The organism is Pseudomonas izuensis (genome assembly GCF_009861505.1).
Taxonomy (GTDB): Bacteria; Pseudomonadota; Gammaproteobacteria; order Pseudomonadales; family Pseudomonadaceae; genus Aquipseudomonas; species Aquipseudomonas izuensis.
In genome coordinates this window covers 1-2,269 of record NZ_WTFT01000075.1, presented here as the reverse complement: position 1 = coordinate 2,269, position 2,269 = coordinate 1, and the positions used below count along the sequence as shown (strand labels likewise).

At 62.5% G+C, this 2,269-nt stretch carries 3 protein-coding genes and 1 pseudogene; all 4 read right to left on the bottom strand.

The features are described 5' to 3' along the window. Positions 1 to 103: 103 nt before the first annotated feature. Positions 104 to 190: pseudogene (locus tag GPL81_RS32140) on the bottom strand (DUF6124 family protein); the annotation flags it as partial. Between the two features lie 101 nt (positions 191 to 291). Continuing rightward, positions 292 to 1,464, bottom strand: a complete 1,173-nt coding sequence (gene pqqE, locus GPL81_RS30850; protein ID WP_160109861.1) for a pyrroloquinoline quinone biosynthesis protein PqqE — start codon at positions 1,462 to 1,464, stop codon at positions 292 to 294. Further along, positions 1,436 to 1,711: a pyrroloquinoline quinone biosynthesis peptide chaperone PqqD gene (gene pqqD / locus GPL81_RS30845; RefSeq protein ID WP_160109629.1), complete on the bottom strand. Its 276-nt coding sequence runs from the start codon at positions 1,709 to 1,711 to the stop codon at positions 1,436 to 1,438. Before pqqD ends, pqqE begins: the two co-directional genes overlap by 29 nt. After that, positions 1,708 to 2,269, bottom strand: a 562-nt coding sequence (gene pqqC / locus GPL81_RS30840; protein ID WP_160109860.1) for a pyrroloquinoline-quinone synthase PqqC, incomplete at its 5' end; no start/stop codon positions are given. The genes pqqD and pqqC, both read right to left, overlap by 4 nt.

Below are 2,269 nucleotides of genomic sequence, written 5' to 3'. Positions count from 1 at the left end.
CTCGCGATTGACTTCAACGATTACGCGGGCTGTCTGGATAACCCGCGTTGTCCTGACGTTTTGCGCGAGCGGGCTCGTTCCTACAGGTTCGGGTTCAGAACCTTCAGGGCGGATCGACCTGATCCAGCACCCGATTCGCTGTGATCTCCGCCAGCATCACGCTGTTGGAAATACCGAGCAGCGCGTTCCGATCATTCGCCTACTGCAAAGACAAGGACAGAAAATAGATCCGTCCCCTTTTTTCCTGCCTTTTTTCGCTATGCCGCAACGGCTTTGGCAGCGCTGAAAGGTTCAGCTTTTGGCGATGAGGCGTGAGTTTCGTTCATTGCGAAAGGCCAGTTGGTCGATGGTCTGGGTCGCGTGCTCAGCCTCTTCGCGAGCCTTGAGGATCACGCCGTGTTGGGGCGACTTGCTGCACACCGGGTCGGCGTTGCTGGCGTCACCCGTGAGCATGAACGCCTGGCAGCGGCAGCCGCCGAAGTCTTTTTCCTTCTCGTCGCAGGAGCGGCACGGTTCGGGCATCCAGGCGTAACCGCGAAAACGGTTGAAGCCGAACGAGTCGTACCAGATGTGCTGCAGGCTGTGGTCGCGCACGTTGGGAAACTGCACTGGCAGCTGTCGGGCGCCGTGACAGGGGAGCGCGGTACCGTCCGGCGTGACCGTCAGAAAAATACTGCCCCAGCCGTTCATGCAGGCTTTGGGGCGTTCTTCATAATAGTCCGGGGTGACGAAAATCAACTTGCACGGATGCCCGGCGGCTTCCAGTTTGGCGCGGTATTCGTTGGTGATGCGCTCGGCGCGCACCAGTTGCTCGCGGGTCGGCAACAGCCCGACCCGATTGAGCTGCGCCCAACCGTAGAACTGGCAGGTGGCGAGTTCGACGAAGTCCGCCTCCAGGGCAAGGCACAGCTCGATGATGCGGTCGATCTGGTCGATGTTGTGCCGATGGGTGACGAAATTCAGCACCATTGGATAGCCATGGGCCTTCACCGCACGGGCCATGGCCAGCTTCTGTGCGAAGGCCTTTTTCGAGCCGGCCAGGAGGTTGTTCACCTGTTCGTCGCTGGCCTGGAAACTGATCTGGATGTGATCGAGGCCGGCCTGCTTGAAGTCGCTGATTTTCTGCTCGGTCAGGCCGATGCCGGAGGTGATCAGGTTGGTGTAGAAACCCAACTGGCGCGCCTCGGCGATCAGCTCGGCGAGGTCCTGGCGCACCAGCGGTTCACCACCGGAAAAGCCCAGTTGCGCGGCGCCCATGTCCCGCGCTTCGCGAAACACCTTGAGCCACTGCTCGGTGCTCAGCTCCTGGCCTTGCCCGGCGAAGTCCAGCGGGTTGGAGCAGTACGGGCATTGCAGCGGGCAGCGATAGGTCAGCTCGGCGAGCAGCCACAGCGGCAGGCCGATGTCCGGTGTGGGCGGTACTTGCACCGACGAATCAGGCCAGTTCGATCCAGTGCTGCGCACGGGCCACCTCCATGAATTGCTCGATGTCGTCCCCGAGCTCGGGCACGCCGGGAAACTGCCGGTCGAGCGCGGCGATGATCGCCGCGACATCCCGCTGGCCATCGATCAGGCCGCCGATCAACGCGGCGCTTTCGTTGAGCTTGATCATGCCTTCCGGGTACAGCAGCACGTGGCCTTTCTGCGCCGGTTCGTACTGGAAGCGGTAGCCGGGACGCCAGCGCGGGGTCTGGCGGCGGTCGAAACTCATAAGCTGATTCCTTTGTGCCAGACCCGTTGTGCGGTCACGCTGTGATACGGCGGGCGATTCAGTTCGTAGGCCATGCTCATGGCATCGAGCATGCTCCAAAGAATGTCCAGTTTGAACTGGAGAATCTCCAGCATGCGCTCCTGGCCCGCCCGCGTCGTGTAGTGCTGCAAGGTGATCGCCAAACCGTGTTCCACGTCGCGACGCGCCTGGCCCAGACGGGTGCGGAAATATTCGTAGCCGGTTGGGTCGATCCACGGGTAATGCTGCGGCCAGCTGTCCAGGCGCGACTGATGGATCTGCGGCGCGAACAGTTCGGTCAGCGAGCTGCTGGCGGCTTCCTGCCAACTGGCGCGGCGGGCGAAGTTGACATAGGCATCCACGGCGAAACGCACGCCGGGCAGCACCAGCTCCTGTGAACGCAGTTGATCCGGGTCGAGACCGACCGCCTGGCCCAGCCGCAACCAGGCTTCGATGCCGCCGTCTTCGCCGGGGGCGCCGTCGTGGTCGAGCAGGCGCTGAATCCACTCGCGGCGGATTTCGCGGTCCGGGCAGTTGGCG

Excerpts from the sequence above, each read along its gene's own strand:
- pqqD (WP_160109629.1), bottom strand. The coding sequence starts at position 1,711 with ATGAGTTTCGACCGCCGCCAGACCCCGCGCTGGCGTCCCGGCTACCGC.